This is a genomic window from Pseudomonas sp. DNDY-54 (genome assembly GCF_019880365.1).
GTDB lineage: Bacteria > Pseudomonadota > Gammaproteobacteria > Pseudomonadales > Pseudomonadaceae > Stutzerimonas > Stutzerimonas stutzeri_P.
On the sequence record NZ_CP082271.1, the window covers coordinates 2019625 to 2039010 of the forward strand.

Consider the following 19386-nt stretch of genomic DNA (forward strand, 5'->3'; position numbering starts at 1 on the left):
CGTTATCGCTCCGACGCAGGAGTGGCGTTGGCGTTGTCAGCTTCAGCAGTTTCTCCGTTCTGAATCGGCTCTGGATCAGGGGTGTCCACGTTTGGCTTATGCCACCAGGTCATCAGGCCGATATCGTGAAGGGGCGTGGTTGTCGGGTGGGCCAGATGATTCCAGTAGGCCACACGCCACGTCTTGATGTGCCAGTTCGGAATTACGTAGTGACCGGCGAGCAGCACGCGATCCAGCGCTCGTGTGCGGGTGATCAGCTCTTCGCGTGAATCAGCGGCGATAAGCTTCTCTACCAGCGTATCGATGGCGGGGTCCTTCAGTCCGATGAAATTTCGGCTCCCGGGATTGTCCGCACTCGAAGAATGCCAATATTCGCGCTGCTCATTACCCGGCGAGCTGGACTGGGCGAAACCGCTGACAATCATGTCGTAATCGCGCGACCGCAGCCGATTGATGTATTGGGAGACGTCGACCCGGCGTATTTCCAGATCGATGCCTAGCCCGGCAAGGTTGCGCTTGTAGGGCAAGAGCACCCGTTCGAAATCCGCTTGAACCAGCAAAAACTCAAGTTTGATTGGTTTGCCATCCGCACCCACCATACGATCGTTCTCAATCTTCCACCCCGCTGCGGTGAGCAGTTCGTAGGCGCGCCGTTGCTGCTCACGGATCATGCCGTCGGCATTGGTCCGAGGCAGGGTGAAGGGCTTGTCGAATACCTCGTTTGGTATCTGGTCGCGCAGGGGTTCGAGAATGGACAGTTCATCCTTGCTCGGCAATCCCGACGAGGCGAGCTCCGAGTTATCGAAATAGCTCGTGGTGCGGGTATAGGCGCCATTGAACAGCTGGCGATTGGTCCATTCGAAATCGAAGAGCAGCGCAAGGGCTTCCCGAACCCGCGCGTCCTGTAGATGCCGCTTGCGGGTGTTGAAAATAAAACCCTGCATGCCCTGCGGGTTATGGTTGGCGATCTCTTCTTTGATGATCCTTCCGTCTTTAACCGCCTCGGTATCGTAGGCGGTAGCCCAGTTCTTCGCGCTGGTCTCGAGCCAGTAATCAAAGTGTCCCGCCTTGAAGGCTTGCAGCGCCACCGTGTTGTCGCGGTAGTAGTCGAAATGCACGTGATCGAAGTTGTAGAACCCACGATTGACTGCTAGGTCCTTGCCCCAATAATCGTCGAAGCGGGTATAGCGCACCGAGCGGCCAGCTTCCGCACGCTCTATTCGGTAGGGGCCGCTGCCCAGCGGCGGCTCCATGTTGCCGGCGGTAAACTCTCTGTCGGTCCACCAATGCTTTGGCAGCACTGGCAGTTGCCCAAGAATCAGAGGGAGTTCTCGATTGCCTGGGTGCTTGAAATCGAAACGAACGCGACGCGGCCCCTCCATCACTGCCTTTTCGACATCGGCGTAATACGCACGGTAATGTGGCATTCCTTTGCTTATTAGTGTTTCGAAAGTGAACACGACGTCTTCGGCCTCAACTGGCTCGCCGTCGTGAAAACGCGCCTCGGGGTGCAGATAGAAACGTACCCATTCGTTGTTTGGACCCTTTTCTATTTTCTCCGCCAGCAGGCCGTATACCGTAAAGGGCTCATCCAGACTTTGAGTCATCAGGGTGTCGTAGACGAGACCGACATCCTCCGCGGGTACGCCTTTGTTAATGAAGGGGTTGAATGAATCAAAACTGCCGAAACCTGCTTGTCGAAGGGTCCCGCCCTTGGGCGCGTCAGGGTTGGCATAGTCAAAATGTGTGAAATCCGCTGGGTACTTAGGCTTTTCGCCGTACAGCGTCATGGCGTGCTGTGGCGCCGATTCCGCGATGCCTGCGGCGCAAAGAAGAACTACAGCGCTCGAAAAAAGTACTGAGAGTCGTACGTTACTTGTCATTTGCCTTCTCCAGATCCTTCAGCCACCACGCACGTAACCCCAGCGTATACGGCGGTGTGGTGACGTGGGCGAACCGATTACGGTATGCCAGACGGTGGTAACTGATGAACCAGTTGGGGATGGTGTAGTGGTTCCAGAGCAGCACGCGGTCGATGGCTCGCGCTGCGGCAATCTGCTCTTCACGGGTCTTGGCTATGAGTAGCTGTTCAATCAGCTGATCGATGATGGGGTTGGCAATACCCGCGTAATTGCGGCCACCCTTGACGCTCACCTGGCTGGAATGGAAATACAACCACTGTTCGAGCCCAGGACTCAGGCTCTGCCCCAGCGTGGTGAGGATCACGTCGTAGTCGTACTGGTCCAGTCGCTGCTTATATTGCGCACCATCTACGCTACGCAAGCGGGCCTGTATGCCAACCCGCGCCAAATTCTCTACATAGGGCTGAAGAATACGTTCGAGGCGGGGATTCACGAGCAGTATCTCGAATTCAAACGCTCGGCCTGCCTTGTTGCGAAGACCTTCCGGCGTGAGCTTCCAACCTGCATCCTTGAGCAAACCCAGCGCCTTGCGCAGGGTGTCGCGCGGGATGCCGCGTCCGTCGGTCTTCGGTAGCTCAAAGGATTCGGTGAACAGCTGTGGCGGAAGCTGGTCACGATACGGCGACAGCAGCAACCACTCGCCGCCTTCCGGGGTGCCCGTCGCCGCAAACTCACTGTTCGGATAGTAACTCTCGCTGCGCTGGTAGGCGCCGTAGAACAATGCACGATTCGTCCATTCGAAATCGAACAGCATGCCCAATGCCTGTCGCACCTTTATATCGGCAAAGGTTGGCCGCCGACCGTTCATGAACAACGCCTGCGTCTGCGTTGGGATCTGGTGCGGTATTTCCGCGCGGATCACATCACCGCGCAGAACCGCCGGAAATTGATAGCCGTTGGCCCAGTTTTTCGCCTGATGCTCAATATAGAAGTCGAATTCTCCAACCTTGAAGGCTTCAAATGCGACGGTGCTGTCGCGGTAGAATTCGACCTCGACTCGGTTGAAGTTGTATTTGCCACGGTTGGCTGGGAGGGCTCTGCCCCAATAGTTCTTCACACGTTCGAACGTGATTCGACGGCCTGGTTGGACTTGCGTTATTCGATAGGGGCCGCTGCCCAGAGGCGCCTCGAACGTCGTTGCGCGAAAATCACGATCCTTCCAATAGTGTTGCGGCAATACCGGCAGCTCGCCCAGACGCATGATTAACAATGGATTGTTGGGTTTGTCGAAGACGAAGCGGATCCGATGGCGATTAAGAATGTCGACGCGCTTGATGCCCTGAAGGTCGGTGCGATAGCGGGGATGACCATCTTTGATGAGTAGTCGATACGAAAAGGCTACGTCATAAGCGGTAATTGGCTGACCATCGTGAAAGTGTGCCGAGTCGCGCAGATTGAAGACGACCCAGCTATGGTTGTCGCTGTACTCGATGGTTTCTGCGATAAGTCCGTACGCTGACGCCGGCTCGTCGCCAGACGGGTCGTATACGCCCGTGCCAACCATAAGAGGTTCGTTCAACTCGCTAATGCCATACTGAAAAAAACCGGGCGTCGCGGTTGGGCTGGTTCCCTTGAAAGTGTAGGGATTGAGCGTGTCGAATGTGCCAGACGCCATGAGTCGTACGCGACCGCCTTTAGGCGCATCGGGATTCACCCAGTCAAAATGAGCAAAGTCTTCTGCGTATTTGAGGGTGCCAAACTGCGCATAACCGTGGCTTTCGCTGATGGTCGCGAACGACGGAAAGCTCAGCCCCAGGCAGCTCAATAACAATAGGATGGGTCGCATCAAACGGTGAATCCGATCCATGGCGCTTTCGGTCTTTTCGGCGGAGTACAGTAACAGCTTGTATCCGCTGGAAAAAGGCCGGTTATCTGGGCAAACTGCCTTCCTTTCTGTCGCCCACTCGTTGGGTGAGGTCAGCGATTTTGAACGAAACCAGCTATGGTTTGCAGTCATGGATAGACCGCTTGAACCAATCAGAGTTACCTGCCTTGGCGGCGGTCGTGCAGGATCTGCAGCGGATCACAGAGCAAGAGCACGCCTCCGTGCAGCAACTCGCGGATGTCTTGTTGCGAGACGCTGCCCTGACCTCCAAGGTGCTTCGGGTTGGCAACAGCAGCTATTACAACCCTTCGCAGGAAACCATCAAGACCATTTCGCGGGCCATCGTCATGATTGGCTTCGACAACGTTCGCCTGATCAGTCTGTCGGTTAGCCTGATCGATGGTCTTCTCGACCGTGCACCTCGTCAGCAGCTTCAAGATCTTCTGGCACGCTCATTTCACGCAGCGGTTCAGGCGCGCAATATCGCCGGCTATGTGCTAACGAAACACGAGGAGGAAGTGTTCATTGCTGCACTTCTTCATGAAGTGGGGGAGCTCGCGTTTTGGGGTTGCGGTGGAGAAAAAGCTGACGAACTTGGCGAGGCCTTGGCGGCCAGCGATGCCGATCAGGTTCAGACGGTTGAGAGGGTGCTCGGCACCAGTTTTCGGCAGCTGAATCTGGGTTTGATCAAAAGCTGGAATATCGGCGAGCTGGCCAGCTTGGCTCATGGTTCTGCCAACCTGCGTGACCCTGCAGTGCATTCGGTCAGCCTGGGCGTTCGCATAGGTGCCGCCGCTTTAAAGGGTTGGGGCTGTCCAGAGATGGAATTGCTGGTTGGGGAACTCGCGGCCTTCAGTGGTATTTCCGAAGCGGATGCGATGCAGCAGATACTGGCCAGCGCTGACGAGGCGGTCAATGTCGCCGCCACGTTCGGCGCCAGTAGATTATGCAAACTGATCCCCTCGACCGACCCTGAACAAGTCCAGTTGCAACAGGCGCAGCGCAAGGCAAGCCTCTTGCAGCCGAACCTTCTCGTGATGCAGCAGGCGATGCAGGACCTTGGGATGATGGCCGGCAGCCGTGGGGACGTCGGGTTGATTCTCGATGCCTTGCTGAGGGGCTTGCACGAAGGTGCAGGGCTGGAGCGTGTGATGCTGACGGTGCTGGCCGATCAGCAGACTACGTTTCGCGCAAAGTGCGTGGCGGGAGAAAACACTCAGACCTGGGTCGATAGCTTCGTCTTGCCTGTCGACCCGTCGGGTCAGGCGCACATCTTCAGTTACGTGCTCCGTCAGCGTCAGCCGCTTTGGATGGGCGTACCAGCTAGCTACAACCTAGACGAGCTGGTGACGTTGCCGCTTCGACAGCAGCTGGGTAAGGGGATGTTCTTTATAGGCCCGCTGATGGCAGGGGCGCGCGAGATTGGCGTGCTTTACGCAGACAATCGGCTATCGGGTCGCGCACTGAAACATGAGCAATTCGTCGCTTTCCAGCGATTCACCCAACTGGCCGGGCGTTGTCTCGATGCGCTGAGCAAGCGCAGCTAAAAGATGCACTTGCCCGGCTTGCTGCAAATTTAGCGCGGGAGGTAAAGCGTGAGTGTCTGGCCTGGCTTGAGCATGGCGCTGTCCCTCGGGTTCCACGTCTTCAGATTATTGATCTGAACATTAAAGCGCTTGGCTATCTGATACAAAGAATCGCCTTTCTTGACCTTGTAATAAGTCGGTGTGGACTTGGCGCGCTTATCGCTGCCGGCTGCCTGCAGAAATAGCGCTTGGCCCACCTTAAGATTGCTGCCAGACAGGTTGTTCCAGCGCTGCAAGTCTCCTACGGAGACCTTCTGCGTCTTGGCGATCTCCCAAAGATTATCGCCCTTTCGAACCCTATAGCTTCGCGGTGCAGGCTGACTGCGTGCCACCGCATGCAGGAGCTCACGCGATTGTCCCGTTTCGGTGGATTGAGGGATGCTGAGCACCTGCCCGATCTGCAACCGATCGCCGCGAAGACGGTTGATGTCGCGAATGATGTTGATTGATATCCGGTGCCTGTTGGCGATGGTTCCGAGCGTGTCGCCCGGCCGTACTGTGTATTGCTGCCAGTCGACTAGATCTTGCGGCTTCATAAGGGCGAGGTTGGCGGCAAACATCTCGGCCTTTGCGCTCGGCACGAGCAGATGCTGCGGGCCGTCCAGCGTGATGCGTCTTGTGAACGCCGGGTTCAGCCGATAAATCTCATCTTCGTCGAGATCTGCCAATTCGGCGACCCTGGCCAGATCCATTCGCTGCTTTAGTGCCACTACGTCGAAGTAGGGCTCGTTGGCGATGGGATTCAGGTCCAGACCGTACGCCTCCGGGCTCTGCACCATTTGCGAGAGGGCAAGAAGTTTCGGCACGTAATCGCGTGTTTCCCGGGGCAGTGGGAGATTCCAGTAATCAGTGGGCAAGCCACGCTTCTGGTTGCGCTCGATGGCCCGGCTGACGGTGCCTTCACCCGCGTTATAAGCTGCTAGCGCAAGAAGCCAGTCATCGTTGAACAGCCCGTGCAGATAGGTCAGGTAGCGCAGCGCAGCGGCCGTGGAAGCTGTAATATCGCGTCTGCCGTCGTACCAGCTGGTCTGCTGAAGGTTGAAGTGCCGGCCCGTTGACGGAATGAACTGCCAAAGGCCCATGGCCTGGGCGGGGGAATACGCAAAAGGGTTGTACGAACTCTCGATAATGGGCAGCAGCGCCAGTTCGAGTGGCATCTCGCGCTCTTCCAGCTGCTCGACAATATAGTGAATGTACGGACTGCCTCGCTCGCTGGCCATTTCGATGGAGTTCGGCCGGCTGGAGAAAAGCAGACGCTGCTGTTCAATGCGTGGGTTACTGCCCAAATGATCCTGCAGCTTGAATCCATGCCTGATGCGATCCCAGACATCCGTATGGGTCGTGGTGGCAGGTTTATGTTCACTGACCCAGAGGGTTTCCTGCACGAGCGGTGCGGGTTTCGCCTGAGCGTAGTCGACCGAAGGTTCACGCGAAGTGGTGCTTTGGCAGCCAGTGATGGCGAGACAAACTGCCAGCGCCAGGGCCCGACCGGAGGCTGCCAAGGCGTCCGGATGAGGGCTGTTTGAAGTGTCGGACGGCATTGGCTGAAGGGTTCCCTTGCGCGCAAATTCGAGGGAGTGTAGGAATGCCGTTCTGATGGGTCAACCCGACGGCTTGGTTTTGGGGACTGGTCGACCTTCGTCAGAAGCTGTCTTTCCACGCACGCAGCGCAGCGAACACGTCTTCTGGTGTATGCAGTGCGTGACCTGCGCGCTGACTGGCCGCAGCCGCCACAGCGGGTTCGGCACTGCGCAGGAAGGGGTTGGTCGCGCGTTCGGTCAGCAGGTCTGAAGGCAGTGTTATCTTGCCGGCCTCGCGTAAACGGACTACCCGTTCAAGCCTTTGTAAAACGTCCGGATTGTCCGGCTCCACTGCCTGCGCAAAGCGCAGGTTGCTCTGGGTATATTCATGTGCGCAATACACCCGCGTATCCGTCGGCAACGATGCGAGCCGTTGTAGCGAGGCGTACATCTGCGTGGCGGTACCTTCGAATAGGCGACCGCAGCCAGCAGCGAACAGCGTGTCGCCGCAAAGCAACCAAGCGTCATGCGGGGCTTCGTGAAAGTAAGCAATGTGGCCGCTGGTATGTCCGGGAACGTCAATGACAACCAGCTCGTGGTTGAGCACACGAATACGCTGCCCGTCTATCAAGGCGCTGTCTCTAGCCGGAATGTTTTCGGCAGCCGGGCCATGAACCGTTGCGCCATGCCGATCCTTCAGCTGCTGCACGCCTCCGACGTGATCGTGATGGTGATGGGTAATCAGAATATCGCTCAAACGCCAGTCGGGATGGGCATCCAGCCATGCCTGAACAGGGCCCGCTTCTCCTGGGTCCACGGCCGCGCAGAGAAGGCGCTCATGATCTTGAAGCAGCCATATGTAGTTGTCGGTAAAGGCGGGCAGAGCGTCTATCTTCAACATAGGTACGGGTCGCCAAGTGATAAGCAAAAGCGCATCCTAACAGCCGAAGTAGGGTGTCGGGCCGACCGGCAGCGTCAATCGGGTCGGCTAAACCGATAAGCGGAGGCTAGCCATGAGTGAGTCTTGTACCAAATCGGATGAGCGTTGGCTGACGTTGATGAACGAGGCCAGCGCGTGGTTCGATGGGCCAACCGGCCGGCAACTACTCGAGCAGGAGCAGCGCGCGATCGGTCACGAATTGTCGCGGTGTTTCGGCAGCTATCTGGTGCATTACGGGCCTTTCGCTAACACACCGATTGAGCCCCAGAAGATCAAGCGTAGTGTCAGGCTAGGGCCGCCGTTGGCAGGTGTCGAGATTGTTTGCGAAGAACAGAGTTGGCCGATTGGGGAGCACGCCGCTGATGTCGTCGTGGTTCAGCATGGCCTGGATTTCAGTCTGTCACCCCACGCCTTGCTGCGGGAAGCCGCGCGTAGCGTAAGGCCAGGCGGCCACCTACTCATCGTAGGCGTCAATCCCTGGAGCGCCTGGGGGGCGACACGCCTGGTGTCACGTAAAGCCTTTCGCCACGCCCGTTGCATACGACCCACACGGGTCAGCGATTGGCTTAACCTGCTCGGATTCGCTCTGGAGAAACGTCGGTTCGGGTGCTATTGTCCGCCGCTTTCTTCCAGCCAGTGGCAGGCGCGGTTGTCGGGGCTTGAGCTCGCCGGCCAACGGTTGCAGCTACCAGCGGGTGGTTTCTATCTACTTGTCGCGCGCAAGCTTATGGTCGGCTTGCGCCCACTGCGACAGAGTCGTCGGGAGCGTATGGGGCAGTTGCTACCAATGCCGGTGGCGAAGGTCAGCCGCCGCGATGCCGAACAGTAACGGGCAGCTAATTTCTCATGAGCGATGAAACGGTCGAGATCTATACGGATGGCGCCTGTAAAGGCAATCCCGGGCCCGGTGGCTGGGGTGCCCTTCTAGTCTACAAAGGGGTGGAGCGTGAACTGTGGGGCGGTGAGGCGGAAACCACCAACAACCGCATGGAGCTGATGGCAGCGATCCGGGCGCTCGAAGAGCTGAAAAGGCCTTGCCAAGTGAAGTTGGTGACTGACTCTCAGTATGTCATGCAAGGCATAAACGACTGGATGCCGAACTGGAAAAAGCGGGGCTGGAAGACGGCTGCCAAGCAGCCTGTAAAGAATGCGGACCTGTGGCGTTTGCTGGACGAACAGGTCAACCGGCATCAGGTGAGCTGGGAGTGGGTTCGCGGTCACACCGGCCATCCGGGCAACGAGCGCGCCGACCTCCTGGCCAATCGCGGTGTAGTACAAGCCAAACGACAACCTGCTTGAGTGAGTTGAAACATGCGTAGCGTAGTGCTCGATACCGAAACCACTGGCATGCCCGTGACGGATGGCCACCGAATCATCGAAATCGGGTGCGTCGAGGTCATCGGACGGCGCCTGACGGGCAGGCATTATCACGTATACCTGCAGCCAGATCGTGAAGTGGACGAAGGCGCTATCGCTGTCCACGGAATTACCAACGAGTTCCTGACTGACAAACCGAGATTCAAAGACGTCGCCGATGAGTTCTTCGAGTTCATCAAAGGCGCCCAGTTGATCATCCACAACGCGGCATTCGACGTCGGCTTCATTAATAACGAATTCGCACTGCTCGGCCAGCAGGAGCGTGCCGAACTCGCTGATCACTGCGGCATCCTCGATACGCTGTTGATGGCTCGTGAGCGTCATCCAGGGCAACGCAATAGTCTCGATGCACTATGCAAGCGCTACGGCGTGGACAACTCAGGGCGTGATCTGCACGGCGCTTTGCTCGATGCCGAGATTCTCGCCGACGTTTACCTGACCATGACCGGCGGACAGACCAATCTGTCCTTGGCGGGCGATGGGGCCGATTCCGAGAACGGCGGCCGACAGCAAGCGACCCCGATCCGTCGGTTGCCGGCTGATCGACCCAGCACTTTGGTTATTCGCGCCAGCGCCGAAGAAATCGAAGCGCATAGCGCGCGCATGCAGGCCATTGAAAAGGCCGCAGGGAGCGTTCCGCTCTGGGTCCAGCTAGAGCAGCCCAGTGATATCGAGGCGGAAGCGCTACCGTCTTGAGCCGTCGCCCCTGACGCGTTCTGTTTGCGTCAGCGAGGCGCAATCTCATTTTCCCCCTTGGTGCTTGGGTGCGGAGCTTCTACGCTGGAGAGGATTGTTTCCAGGAAGCTCCCATGTACAAAGACCTCAAATTCCCCATCCTGATCGTTCATCGTGACATCAAGGCCGACACCGTTGCCGGCGAGCGAGTCCGCGAGATCGCGGCCGAGCTTGAGCGAGACGGCTTTCATATTCTCCCGACTGGGAGCGCCGCCGAGGGGCGCATCGTGGCGTCGACCCACCATGGACTGGCCTGCATCATGGTGGCCGCCGAAGGCGCGGGCGAGAACCAGCGCTTGTTGCAGGATGTCGTTGGGCTGATCCGTGTTGCACGACGGCGAGCATCGCAGCTGCCGATATTTGCGCTCGGAGAACAGATCACCATCGAGAACGCACCAGCCGAGGCGATGGCAGATTTGAACGAGCTGAGGGGACTACTGTATCTGTTCGAAGATACCGTTCCGTTCTTGGCGCGGCAGGTGGCGCGGGCAGCGCGCGCTTATCTGGACGGGCTGTTACCGCCTTTTTTTCGGGCGTTGGTGCAGCATACCGGCGACTCTAATTATTCATGGCATACGCCGGGTCACGGCGGTGGGGTAGCGTTTCGCAAGAGCCCAGTAGGGCAGGCATTCCACCAGTTCTTCGGTGAAAACACGCTGCGTTCCGATTTGTCGGTCTCGGTGCCTGAGCTTGGCTCGCTGCTGGATCACACAGGGCCTCTGGCAGCCGCGGAAGCCCGCGCGGCGCGCAACTTCGGTGCGGACCATACGTTTTTCGTGATTAACGGAACCTCTACCGCGAACAAGATCGTCTGGCATTCGATGGTTGCGCGAGATGACTTGGTATTGGTCGATCGCAACTGCCACAAGTCGATACTGCACTCAATTATCATGACGGGCGCGATTCCTCTTTATCTAACGCCTTCGCGTAACGAGCTCGGCATTATCGGTCCGATTCCCCTCGAAGAATTCTCCCCGGCGTCGATTAAAGCCAAGATCGACGCCAATCCGCTGGCGCATGGACGGCCCCCCAGGGTAAAGCTCGCGGTGGTGACCAACTCCACCTACGACGGCCTCTGCTACAACGCCAATTTGATCAAGCGAACCCTAGGCGACAGTGTCGACGTGTTGCATTTCGATGAGGCCTGGTACGCCTACGCGGCCTTTCACGAATTTTATGATGGCCGGTACGGCATGGATACGCGCGAGCAGGGCCCTCTTGTTTTTACTACCCACTCGACGCACAAGGTGTTGGCGGCCTTTAGTCAGGCTTCAATGATCCATGTGCTGGACAGTCAACAGCGGCAGTTGGACAGAGATCGCTTCAACGAAGCGTTCATGATGCATATTTCTACTTCGCCGCAGTATGGAATCCTTGCCTCGCTCGATGTCGCCTCGGCAATGATGGAAGGTCCCGCTGGACGCTCGTTAATACAGGAAACTTTCGATGAGGCGCTGAGTTTTCGTCGGGCGCTGGCAAACCTCCGACAACATTTGGCACCGGACGACTGGTGGTTCAGTATCTGGCAGCCGACCACGGCGGACGGCGCCGAGACCCTCGCTACGGGCGATTGGCTGCTGGCTCCCGAGGCGGATTGGCATGGTTTCGGCGATGTGGCGGATGACTACGTGTTGCTTGATCCCATCAAGGTCACGTTGGTTACCCCAGGGTTAACTGCGGGTGGCAAACTGGGGCAAAGAGGAATTCCTGCTGCGGTTGTCAGCAAGTTTCTGTGGGAGCGTGGGCTGGTCGTGGAAAAAACCGGTCTGTATTCAATCCTGGTGCTGTTCTCCATGGGTATCACTAAGGGAAAGTGGAGCACGCTGTTAACCGAGTTGCTGGAATTCAAAAGGCATTACGACAACAACGTGCCGCTATGTGATGCTGTGCCGACCGTTACCCAGGCTGGTGGTAGCCAGTACGCCGGAATGGGATTGCGAGATCTGTGCGATGCGCTGCACGACTGCTATCGCGAGAATGCCACCGCGAAAGCCATGCGGCGGATGTACACCGCGTTACCAGCCCTCGCGATGAAGCCGGCCGATGCCTATGACAAGCTTGTCCGGGGTGAGGTGGAAGCAGTGCCTGTCGATGCACTTGAAGGGCGGATCGCCGCTGTGATGCTGGTTCCTTATCCGCCAGGGATTCCGTTGATCATGCCAGGGGAGCGATTCACGGCGGAGACGCGCTCTATCCTCGATTATCTCGACTTTGCGCAACGTTTCGCTACGCGTTTTCCCGGGTTCGATGCGGATGTGCACGGACTGCAACGCGAGGACCGTCCTCAGGGGACCGTGTATACGGTTGATTGCATACTTGAGGGATAACACGAGGCGAGGCGATTCGGTCGTTGAGCCCGGATGTCAAAGCCGATGTTGTGCAAGGGCGTGGGCTGCATCACAACGTCCCGCATCGACTTTGGCTCGGCTGTTGTTATAGTTGCTCGGATGAAAACAGTCCCACTTGTGGGGCGGTCTACCTGTTTCGGGCACTTAGTGCCACGGCTGTCGAGGATGATAGCGTGACTGAATACCAAGCCTTCCGTGTCGAGCTGAAGGAAAAGGTCGCCCATGTAGCGATCAACCGGCCTGACAAAGTCAATGCTATGAACGCTGCGTTTTGGAGCGAGATTGTCGATATTTTTCAATGGATCGATGATACCGACGAGGTCAGGGTCGTGGTTCTGTCTGGCGAAGGGAAGCACTTTTCGGCCGGCATTGATTTGCAACTGCTGGCCCAGGCTGCAAACCAGCTGGGCAGCGATATTGGACGCAATGCAGAGCGACTGCGCCGTCAAATTCTCACGCTTCAGGCCTCGTTCAATGCAGTGGACAATTGCCGTAAGCCTGTCATCGCAGCGATTCAGGGCTACTGCATCGGTGGCGCCATCGATCTGATCGCAGCATGCGACATGCGTTACAGCACGCTTGATGCTCATTTTTCCATTAAGGAAATCGATATGGGTATGGCGGCCGATGTTGGCACTCTGCAGCGGTTGCCACGCATCATCGGCGACGGAATGATGCGTGAACTTGCCTACACCGGGCGCAGCGTTGACGGTCAGGAAGCTCAGGCCATCGGATTAGTGAACCGGACATATAGCGACCAGTCGGCATTAATGGCGGCGGTATTCAGCTTGGCTGCCGACATTGCCGCCAAATCACCGGTGGCGATTCGTGGCACCAAGGAAATGATCCGCTACATGCGCGATCACCGGGTTGATGACGGCCTTGAGTACATCGCCACCTGGAACGCAGCGATGCTTCAGTCGGCAGACCTCAGGGTGGCCATGACTGCTCATATGAGCAAACAGAAACCGGATTTCGCCGACTGATGCGTCATTCATACGTTGCGCGGGAGGCGCGCTAGGCATGGTTACCGGAGCTACGTCACTCAGCCTGGTCCGCGATGAGTTATTCGCTACCATGGAAGAAGCCGAGCAGAGCCTCGAGCATTTCATTATCGATCGGAACAATGGCAGCCTGTTGCAGCAGGCGGTCGAGAACCTGAAACAGGTACGCGGCACGCTCAAACTCATCGAGTTGACTGGCGCCGAGCTGCTTGCGCAGGAGGTCCTGCAACTTGCCACCGACATTCCTGTGGGCGCCGGCGAGGAGCGCGACACCCAGTTGGCGGCGTTGAGTAATGCGCTTTATGTCCTTGGGCGTTATCTGGAAAGTGTCGATGCCAGCCGGCAGGAAATGCCCGAACTGCTCTTGCCACCCATCAACGCACTGCGGCTTGTCAGTGCGCAGTCACCGTTACCAGAGAGCTTTTTCTTCAGCGCTCGACTCGACCACCCACGGCCGCCAGTGGTGGCCGCGGTGCGTGAGCCGGCAGCGCGCGCGGTCGAAGCGCGACGACTGAGGCAGATGTATCAGGTCGGCTTACTTGGTTTCATCCGCGAAGATAATGCCTCGGCTAGCCTTAGACTGATGGCGCGAGCGCTCGGCCGGTTGGATCTTCTATTCGCCAACACCCAGGCTGGTCGTCTTTGCTGGCTGGGAAGCGCTGCCCTGGAGGCTCAGCTTGATGGCCAGCTCTTGCCGCGCCAATCACGCAAGCAACTATTCTCCAGATTGGATCGGGAACTGCGACAGCTTAGCAGTAATACTGCCTACGAGCCGCCACGTGTCCTGCTAAAGGAGCTGCTGTATCTCGTAGCACTTGCCGAAAGCAGCGGACCTCTGGCAACTCAGGTTCGTGAAACGTTTTCTCTCGGCTCGCTGCCGTTTACAGACCATTTGCTCGAGGATGAATCCCAGCGTCTTGCTGGTCCCGGCCAGGCGGTCATGCGGTCATTATCATCGGCGATCCGAGAAGAACTGGCTGGACTCAAGGATCTGCTGGACTTGATCGAACGCCAGGCGGCGCCGGCCGAATCGTTCGCTAACCTGCACAGCCTGTTGGGCAAGCTGGCGAAGACGCTAGGAATGGTTGGGCTTTCTTCCGCCTCGAGTACGCTGCATTCCCAGCTCGCGATCGTTTCAGGCTGGAGCGCTGAGCACGCACCCGATCCGCAGGCGTTGTTGAAACTGGCCGACGCGGTGCTCTACGTTGAAAGTATGGTGGCGAGTTTGGAGCGTGGCGAGCGGCGTGACTCCCGTCCGCAAGTCGCACAACCTGGCCAGGAGGCTCAAGCATTTGCCAATCACCAGCTTACTGAAGCGTGCATAGTCGTCCTGGGTGAGGCGACTGCAGGCTTGGCGCTGGCGAAGCGTGCGATAACGGCGTATCTCGAATCAAACGGGGAGAAGCTTCATCTGGCGAACGTCCCTTTCAGTCTATTGGCAGTGAGGGGAGGGTTGCGTTTCCTCGAGCAAGATCGCGCAGCCGAGTTGATCGGTTCGTGCGCTGACTTCATCCAGAAGCAGATGCTAGAGGGCATGCAGATGCCCCCTGAGCAAATGCTGGAAACGCTGGCGGATGCGCTGACCAGCCTCGAGTATTACCTCGACGGTGGCGCAATACTACGGCGTGATGATTCGCGTGCCAGTGTTCTGGATCTTGCGACCGAGAGCGTTCGGGCGCTGGGCATGCCGGTCGCGGCCTGATGAGTTTGCGCTGGCAGCCGGCATTGCTGGATCCTGCGGGGGAGGGCGGTTGGGCCGTTGTGCACTGTCAGCAAGGTTTTCTTTTCGACAGTAATGGCGTGCTGTTTCCGAGAGCGTGGCTCAAGCGCCTCGAGTTGCCCCTGCTCAGTGAACAGGGGCTTGGCTACTTCGACGGCGAACAGGTGTTTCTGCTAGAGCTGGCCAATCCGGTCGAGGTGCCGGGTGCGGCCTGGCAGGGGCTGAGACAATTCATGATGCAGGATGACGACGCCGACAGGTTCCGTATGCTCGGCTTCGCGGCGCAGATTGGAACATGGGCCAATCACCACCGCTTTTGTGGAAGCTGCGGTAACTCAATGCGTCAGCATCCTACGGAGCGGGCAATGCAATGCGAGCGTTGCGGCGTTCACCACTATCCTCGAATCTCTCCGAGCATGATTGTTTTGGTAACGCGGGGCGACGAGTTGCTTTTGGCCCGCTCGCCGCGTTTCGCTCCTGGCGTTTACAGCACACTAGCCGGCTTTGTCGAGCCTGGTGAGTCGGTAGAGCAATGTGTTCGGCGCGAGGTCATGGAGGAAGTTGGCGTCTCGGTACACGAGCCGAAATACATCTGCAGCCAGGGCTGGCCTTTTCCACACTCGTTGATGCTTGGCTTTCACGCTGAATATGCCTCGGGCGACATCGTCATGCAGCCTGAGGAGATCGAAGATGCGGGCTGGTTTTCGATTCACGACCTACCTGCACTACCTGCTTCGAAATCCATCGCGCGCTATTTGATCGAGTTGTATCTCGCCCAGCGTCTAGGTTGCCCCGATCCAGTGCTGCCAGGCTAGCCGCAAACTCAACGCCAGTACGACTGATATGAAAATCGGTCTTATAAACCGCGACCCACCGTGTATGGCGGTGCGCGCTCCAATATAAGCGCCGATCATCAAGGCAATCCCCATTCCAATTCCCAACGCCCAGGCAACTTGACCGCTGATAATAAAGATTGCCAGTGCTGCACTGTTGCTGACGCAATTCATGCTGCGCGCCACACCGCTGGCTCTGAGTAAGTCGAGTGGGTAGAGCAGCATGCTGCTAACGGTCCAGAACGCCCCAGTGCCGGGGCCAGCCACACCGTCATAAAATCCCAATAGCAATCCCTGCGGTAGTTGTCGACACGTCGAAATCGGCGTTGCGTCACTCTGCGGTGCGCTGGGCGTTCGGACGAGCAGCAGATACAGCCCGCACGCGCATACCACCAAGGGCAGCATAAGATTCAGCCAACGGGCCGGGAGTAGGTGCGCCAGTCCGGCTCCGAGCCCTGCGCCGATTGCAGTGGCAATAAGTGCAAGTCGCCACTGCCCTGGATCGAACAGCTTCCGGCGATAGAACGTGAAGCTCGCCGTAGCTGAGCCGAACGTTGCGCAAAGCTTGTTGGTACCAAGCACCAGATGAGGTGGTAGGCCAGCGGTGAGCAACGCTGGAATCGTCAGAAGGCCCCCGCCGCCGGCTATCGCATCGATAAATCCAGCAATAAAGGCGACGGCGATCAACGCGACTAATACCAACGGTTCCGCAGCAAATTCAAGCACTGGCATGCATGTCGCTCGTTAATAACACTTAAGAATGCAAAGTCTCGCATCATGCCGGTTACGCTGCCTTAAGCCAATCGAGGTTTCGCGGGTCAAGGGCATGGAGCGCGAGCGTTGAACGCGAAGAAGCGGCTGCGAAATGTCGACTTGTCGCCACTGTTCCGATCCTCCGCTGGCTGCCCTGAGAGGTGCTGTCGATAATGCCTCGTCAATTTAGGTGGAAGGTCGACGATGCAATATCTGGGGCTTGCCGTGGTTGTCGGGTTTATCGCACTGCTTACGGCTCTGATCGCGGCACGCATGCTCGCCGCTGGGCATTGGTTGTTGGGGTGGTTGCGCGGGACCTTGGGTATGCTGGTTCTCGCACTGGCTGGTCTGGTTGGGCTAATCGCTTGGGATGTCACGACCTACCAGCCCCTGACTCTAGGCGCGCCGTTGGCCTCACTAACCTTTCAGGCCGATGGGAAGCAGCGTTATCAGGTGAGGGTAGAGGAGGGTCGACAGGTCCGCTTCGTCACACTTGAAGGTGACCTTTGGCAACTCGATGTACGAGCCCTTCACTGGAGAGGTATCGCAAATCTTATTGGTTTGGAGCCAGGCTATAGACTAGAGAAGCTATCTGGACGTTACCTGGCCGTCGAGCAGCAAGATAAAGCGCATCACCCCCAAGTCGCACTTGGGCGTAGCTGGGGTGACGTCGATTTCTGGGCGTGGCTGCAGCACTGCCAGTGCGCACCGCTAGTGCTTGAGACGCAACCTCGACGGGTAAGCTATTTGCCGATTTCTGATGGAGCAAAGTATTCCATTGAAATGGCGCCGACGGGCTTGTTGGCGAAGCCGGCAAACGCCGCCGCCGAGCAGGCGCTGAAAGACTGGTAGTGCCTCTACGGTCTTGCTAAGAGGGAACCCGAGGGTTCCCTTCTTTTCATATGATTAGGCGAGATAGCCGCCGTCAACGTTGAGAGACAGGCCTGTGGTGTAGCTCGATGCATCGCTGGCGAGATACAACACGGCGCCCGCCATTTCGCTTGGGTCCGCGACACGATGCAGCGGGATATGACGCAGCGCTTCTTCACGTATGGAGTCATTCTTGACCAGCGCCGAGGCGAACTTCGTATCGGTCAAGCCCGGCAATAGCGCGTTGCAGCGGATTCCTTGCGGCGCGCATTCCTTGGCAAAAGCCTTGGTCATGTTGATCACCGCAGCCTTCGTAACCGAATAAATTCCCTGGAAATTTCCCGGGGTCACACCGTTAATGGACGCAACGTTGATGATGCTACCGCCGCCGTTCTCGCGCATCAGTTTGCCGGCCTCGACCGACATGAAGAAATAGCCGCGGATATTCACATCTACCGTTTTCTGGAAGGCCGAAACATCGGTGTCGAGGATATGGCAGAACTGGGGGTTGGTGGCCGCGTTGTTAACCAGAATGTCCAGCCGCCCGAACTGTTCGCGGATTTGGGCGAAAACCGCCTGGATCTGCTCCAGTTCGCCAATATGACAGGCAACGGGAGTAGCTTTGCCGCCAGCCGCAACGATCGCATCCGCGACCGCCTGGCAGCCTTCGATTTTGCGACTGGAAACAATAACGTGGGCGCCTTGCTGGGCTAATAGCTTCGCAATAGCTTCGCCAATACCGCGGCTGGCACCGGATACAAAAGCGATTTTGCCGTCCAGATCGAACAGGGTGGTTTTGCTCATGGACTAATTTCCTTCTTGGTGAGCTGCGTTACAGCTTCGATTTGTTAATGACCTGCAGACTCACTTGCTCTAGCAGGGCGTTCATTTGCACGAATTTCGCGAACCGCTTGTCTTGGGTCTGACCGTGAAAATAACGGTAGTAGATCTGCTGTACGATACCTGCCAATCGGAACAGGCCGTAGGTGTAGTAATAGTCGACGTTATCGATGCGAATGCCGGCTCGCTCAGCGTAATGCTCGACAAACTGCTGGCGCGTCAGCATGCCGGGAGCATTGCTCGGCTGCTTCCGGATGAGCTGCATAGGCTGCGGGTCCGTCGCTTCGATCCAATAGGCAAGCGTATTACCCAGATCCATCAGCGGATCGCCAAGCGTGGTCATTTCCCAATCCAGTACACCGATAATTTCCATCGGATTGTCGGGGCCGAGGATGACGTTATCGAAACGGTAGTCGTTGTGGATGATGCCGGGCTTGTGATGATCTGCCGGCATCTTGTCCTGGAGCCATGCTTTGACCGGCTCCCAGCCAGGCGCATCGGGGGTGATAGCGCGTTCGTAGCGATCAATCCAGCCGGTAATCTGACGCTGAACATAGCCCTCGGGCTTGCCGAGGTCGGCCAGGCCGCAGGCGTTGTAGTCGACATTGTGTAAGTCGACAAGCTTGTCGATGAAGCTCTTGCACAAGCTGGCCGTCTGCGTTGGCGTGAATCCGAGCTCAGCAGGTATGTCCTCACGCAAAATGATGCCTTTGACGCGCTCCATTACGTAGAACTCGGCGCCAATCAACGTCTCGTCAGTGCAGTGTGCGTAAGCCTTCGGGCAGTAAGGGAATTCATCATTAAGCTGATTGAGGATTCGGTACTCGCGCCCCATGTCATGCGCGGATTTAGCCTTCTGGCCGAACGGCGGTCTGCGAAGTACGAACTCTCGGCTTGGATATTCCAACAAGTAGGTCAAGTTGGAAGCGCCACCGGGAAACTGTGAGATGTACGGTGTGCCTTCCAGTCCGGGGATATGTGCTTTCAGGTATTGGTCGATGACCTCCGTCGGCAGTTCTTCGCCTTCACGAATGCGGCTGGTCTGGTCTGTGAGCGCCATTCTTATCCCTTTCTTATAAACAATGCCTCGTTAAGCCTCATTGCAGCTGTACG

The 19386-nt window shown here is 57.5% G+C and carries 16 protein-coding genes; 9 read left to right on the plus strand and 7 right to left on the minus strand.

Going from position 1 to position 19386, the window contains the following annotated elements; translation table 11 throughout:
- Positions 1–2: 2 nt before the first annotated feature.
- Together K4O48_RS09470 and K4O48_RS09475 are read right to left on the minus strand one after the other, a co-directional pair.
- The gene (locus K4O48_RS09470) at positions 3–1883 is read right to left on the minus strand and encodes an extracellular solute-binding protein (protein ID WP_222911753.1); all 1881 of its coding nucleotides are present in this window, start codon (positions 1881–1883) and stop codon (positions 3–5) included.
- Positions 1873–3708: an extracellular solute-binding protein gene (locus K4O48_RS09475; protein ID WP_222912051.1), complete on the minus strand. Its 1836-nt coding sequence runs from the start codon at positions 3706–3708 to the stop codon at positions 1873–1875. The genes K4O48_RS09470 and K4O48_RS09475 overlap by 11 nt, the downstream gene beginning before the upstream one ends.
- Positions 3709–3848: 140 nt before the next feature.
- On the opposite strand from K4O48_RS09475, the gene K4O48_RS09480 reads away from it, so the two are divergent.
- Positions 3849–5294: an HDOD domain-containing protein gene (locus K4O48_RS09480; RefSeq protein ID WP_222911754.1), complete on the plus strand. Its 1446-nt coding sequence runs from the start codon at positions 3849–3851 to the stop codon at positions 5292–5294.
- Positions 5295–5323: 29 nt separating this feature from the next.
- Here K4O48_RS09480 and K4O48_RS09485 read toward each other — a convergent pair whose 3' ends face one another.
- Complete coding sequence (locus K4O48_RS09485) at positions 5324–6874, minus strand: LysM peptidoglycan-binding domain-containing protein (protein ID WP_222911755.1); 1551 nt, start codon at positions 6872–6874, stop codon at positions 5324–5326.
- A 100-nt stretch (positions 6875–6974) separates the two neighbouring features.
- Positions 6975–7754: a hydroxyacylglutathione hydrolase gene (gene gloB / locus K4O48_RS09490; RefSeq protein WP_222911756.1), complete on the minus strand. Its 780-nt coding sequence runs from the start codon at positions 7752–7754 to the stop codon at positions 6975–6977.
- A gap of 112 nt (positions 7755–7866) precedes the next feature.
- Here gloB and K4O48_RS09495 point away from each other — a divergent pair, with 112 nt between their 5' ends.
- From K4O48_RS09495 to nudC, 7 genes are all read left to right on the plus strand, one after another.
- Positions 7867–8622, plus strand: a complete 756-nt coding sequence (locus K4O48_RS09495; protein ID WP_222911757.1) for a class I SAM-dependent methyltransferase — start codon at positions 7867–7869, stop codon at positions 8620–8622.
- A gap of 17 nt (positions 8623–8639) precedes the next feature.
- Entirely contained in the window at positions 8640–9092 is a 453-nt protein-coding gene (rnhA, locus tag K4O48_RS09500; protein ID WP_222911758.1) for a ribonuclease HI, read from the plus strand.
- Positions 9093–9104: 12 nt separating this feature from the next.
- Entirely contained in the window at positions 9105–9866 is a 762-nt protein-coding gene (dnaQ, locus tag K4O48_RS09505) for a DNA polymerase III subunit epsilon (RefSeq protein ID WP_222911759.1), read from the plus strand.
- Between the two features lie 113 nt (positions 9867–9979).
- The gene (locus K4O48_RS09510) at positions 9980–12232 is read left to right on the plus strand and encodes an arginine/lysine/ornithine decarboxylase (protein ID WP_222911760.1); all 2253 of its coding nucleotides are present in this window, start codon (positions 9980–9982) and stop codon (positions 12230–12232) included.
- A 194-nt stretch (positions 12233–12426) separates the two neighbouring features.
- Entirely contained in the window at positions 12427–13239 is an 813-nt protein-coding gene (locus K4O48_RS09515; RefSeq protein WP_222912052.1) for a crotonase/enoyl-CoA hydratase family protein, read from the plus strand.
- A gap of 37 nt (positions 13240–13276) precedes the next feature.
- The gene (locus K4O48_RS09520; RefSeq protein ID WP_222911761.1) at positions 13277–14959 is read left to right on the plus strand and encodes a ferrous iron transporter B; all 1683 of its coding nucleotides are present in this window, start codon (positions 13277–13279) and stop codon (positions 14957–14959) included.
- A complete protein-coding gene (gene nudC, locus K4O48_RS09525; protein ID WP_222911762.1) occupies positions 14959–15792 on the plus strand; it encodes an NAD(+) diphosphatase in 834 nt (277 codons plus the stop codon). The genes K4O48_RS09520 and nudC overlap by 1 nt, the downstream gene beginning before the upstream one ends.
- Here the strand turns inward: nudC and K4O48_RS09530 are convergent.
- A complete protein-coding gene (locus tag K4O48_RS09530; protein ID WP_222911763.1) occupies positions 15760–16542 on the minus strand; it encodes a TSUP family transporter in 783 nt (260 codons plus the stop codon). The two genes, nudC and K4O48_RS09530, sit on opposite strands and share 33 nt — an antisense overlap.
- A 225-nt stretch (positions 16543–16767) precedes the next feature.
- On the opposite strand from K4O48_RS09530, the gene K4O48_RS09535 reads away from it, so the two are divergent.
- On the plus strand, positions 16768–17415 hold the full coding sequence (locus tag K4O48_RS09535; protein ID WP_222911764.1) for a hypothetical protein: 648 nt from the start codon (positions 16768–16770) through the stop codon (positions 17413–17415).
- 54 nt (positions 17416–17469) lie between these two features.
- On the opposite strand, the gene K4O48_RS09540 is transcribed toward K4O48_RS09535, so the two are convergent.
- Both K4O48_RS09540 and K4O48_RS09545 read right to left on the minus strand, forming a co-directional pair.
- Entirely contained in the window at positions 17470–18237 is a 768-nt protein-coding gene (locus K4O48_RS09540) for an SDR family oxidoreductase (RefSeq protein ID WP_222911765.1), read from the minus strand.
- Positions 18238–18265: 28 nt separating this feature from the next.
- Positions 18266–19333, minus strand: a complete 1068-nt coding sequence (locus tag K4O48_RS09545; protein ID WP_222911766.1) for a phosphotransferase family protein — start codon at positions 19331–19333, stop codon at positions 18266–18268.
- Positions 19334–19386: the final 53 nt, after the last annotated feature.

What these genes read in the sequence shown, in the direction of transcription:
- dnaQ (WP_222911759.1), top strand. Translation starts at nt 9,105, where the DNA reads ATGCGTAGCGTAGTGCTCGATACCGAAACCACTGGCATGCCCGTGACG.
- K4O48_RS09485 (WP_222911755.1), bottom strand. Translation starts at nt 6,874, where the DNA reads ATGCCGTCCGACACTTCAAACAGCCCTCATCCGGACGCCTTGGCAGCC.
- K4O48_RS09535 (WP_222911764.1), top strand. Translation starts at nt 16,768, where the DNA reads ATGCAATATCTGGGGCTTGCCGTGGTTGTCGGGTTTATCGCACTGCTT.
- K4O48_RS09530 (WP_222911763.1), bottom strand. Translation starts at nt 16,542, where the DNA reads ATGCCAGTGCTTGAATTTGCTGCGGAACCGTTGGTATTAGTCGCGTTG.
- K4O48_RS09475 (WP_222912051.1), bottom strand. Translation starts at nt 3,708, where the DNA reads ATGCGACCCATCCTATTGTTATTGAGCTGCCTGGGGCTGAGCTTTCCG.
- K4O48_RS09520 (WP_222911761.1), top strand. Translation starts at nt 13,277, where the DNA reads ATGGTTACCGGAGCTACGTCACTCAGCCTGGTCCGCGATGAGTTATTC.
- K4O48_RS09495 (WP_222911757.1), top strand. Translation starts at nt 7,867, where the DNA reads ATGAGTGAGTCTTGTACCAAATCGGATGAGCGTTGGCTGACGTTGATG.
- K4O48_RS09545 (WP_222911766.1), bottom strand. Translation starts at nt 19,333, where the DNA reads ATGGCGCTCACAGACCAGACCAGCCGCATTCGTGAAGGCGAAGAACTG.
- K4O48_RS09540 (WP_222911765.1), bottom strand. Translation starts at nt 18,237, where the DNA reads ATGAGCAAAACCACCCTGTTCGATCTGGACGGCAAAATCGCTTTTGTA.
- K4O48_RS09470 (WP_222911753.1), bottom strand. Translation starts at nt 1,883, where the DNA reads ATGACAAGTAACGTACGACTCTCAGTACTTTTTTCGAGCGCTGTAGTT.
- gloB (WP_222911756.1), bottom strand. Translation starts at nt 7,754, where the DNA reads ATGTTGAAGATAGACGCTCTGCCCGCCTTTACCGACAACTACATATGG.
- K4O48_RS09510 (WP_222911760.1), top strand. Translation starts at nt 9,980, where the DNA reads ATGTACAAAGACCTCAAATTCCCCATCCTGATCGTTCATCGTGACATC.
- rnhA (WP_222911758.1), top strand. Translation starts at nt 8,640, where the DNA reads ATGAGCGATGAAACGGTCGAGATCTATACGGATGGCGCCTGTAAAGGC.
- nudC (WP_222911762.1), top strand. Translation starts at nt 14,959, where the DNA reads ATGAGTTTGCGCTGGCAGCCGGCATTGCTGGATCCTGCGGGGGAGGGC.